Origin of the sequence: Priestia flexa NBRC 15715 (assembly GCF_001591565.1) — a bacterium.
Lineage (GTDB): Bacteria > Bacillota > Bacilli > Bacillales > Bacillaceae_H > Priestia > Priestia flexa.
On record NZ_BCVD01000236.1, the window covers coordinates 1 to 1353 of the forward strand.

The 1353-nt window shown below is 40.6% G+C and carries 1 protein-coding gene; it reads left to right on the top strand.

The window, feature by feature from the left end:
* The first annotated feature begins 108 nt into the window (after positions 1–108).
* Positions 109–1233, top strand: coding sequence for an IS4-like element IS4Bsu1 family transposase (locus BFL01S_RS19610; protein ID WP_061786722.1), 1125 nt, complete (start codon positions 109–111; stop codon positions 1231–1233).
* Positions 1234–1353 lie beyond the last annotated feature (120 nt).

Below are 1353 nucleotides of genomic sequence, written 5' to 3' on the forward strand. Positions count from 1 at the left end.
CGCTTTATAAAAATCTAAATTTTCAGTAATTTTATCTTTGCATAAAAAAGCCTTTATAATGGTTGGGAGGTACTAAACCATCCAAATCCAAAATAAAGGACAATAAGCATGGATAAGTTTACACGAAAAACATCATTTGAACAATGGTTTTCACCGATTTTCTCCACAAAACTCGAGGAATTGGTTGAAAGCTATCAATTAAATTCCTATACAAAGAAGCTACACATTGCGTCATTCTTGAAATTGTTCGTATTCGCTCAGCTCAATGAAACCGAGAGTCTGCGTGCAGTCAGTGAGACATTATTTTCTGACGACCTTCAAAAAGCGACGCATTTAGAAGCGATTAGCTTTTCGCAGCTCGGACGCCGATTAAATCAAGTGCCGACTGAAGTGTTCCAACAGGTATTTTTGGATTTAGTTGCCCAAATTCACGAGAAATCACATTATGAGCAGCGCCGAGAAACGACAACACCACTGAAAATTATCGACTCGAGTACGTTGCCATTGAACTTGAAAAACCATAAGTGGGCTGAATTCCGTAAAACAAAGTCGGGCATCAAGCTTCATTTACGTCTTGTTTACGCAGAAAAAGGCTGTTCCTATCCAGATAAAGCGGTGCTGACAAACGCGAAAGAACATGATCGTGGTCAGCTGGAAGTACTCGTTGACGACAAAGAATGCATGTACGTCTTTGACCGGGGTTACTTGGATTATGAACGATTTGACCGCATGACAGACGATGGGTATGTCTTTGTGTCACGCTTACGAAAAAACGCTGTCATTCGTGTAATCGAGCCATTTAAACTGCCTGAAGACTCGCTTGTGTTTTCAGATGAAATGGTTTTGATTGGTACACCACAAAACCGTGCAGAAAACGCTTTTCGCCTCATCAAAGTGCTCGATTCAAAAGGAAACGAACTGCATCTGATCACGAATCGATTTGATTTAAGCGCTGACGAAATCGCTGAGTTATATAAGTCGCGCTGGGCAATCGAGCTATTTTTTAAATGGCTGAAGCAGCACTTGACTATTAAAAAGTTCTACGCACAAAGCGAACAAGGCGTGCATAATCAGGTGTACATCGCGATGATTGTCTATTGCCTGCATGTACTGGCACAACTGAACACGAATAGTTCGAGAACGTACTTACAAATTAGTCGTTTACTGAAGGCAGCTCCATGGAAATCCGCTCACTTATGGCTACGAAAAATCGCAGGAAAAGCGGTCCCATAAAGGGTTTCCCGCCTCTGTCACACTCGTCAACAGTTATAGTAAAAAAATGGATGTTTACTACCTCTGTTCAAGAGTATTCGTTTTTCTTTATAAAAGGAAAAATAAGAAAACAGAAAATTC

Excerpts from the sequence above, each read along its gene's own strand:
- BFL01S_RS19610 (WP_061786722.1), top strand. The coding sequence starts at position 109 with ATGGATAAGTTTACACGAAAAACATCATTTGAACAATGGTTTTCACCG.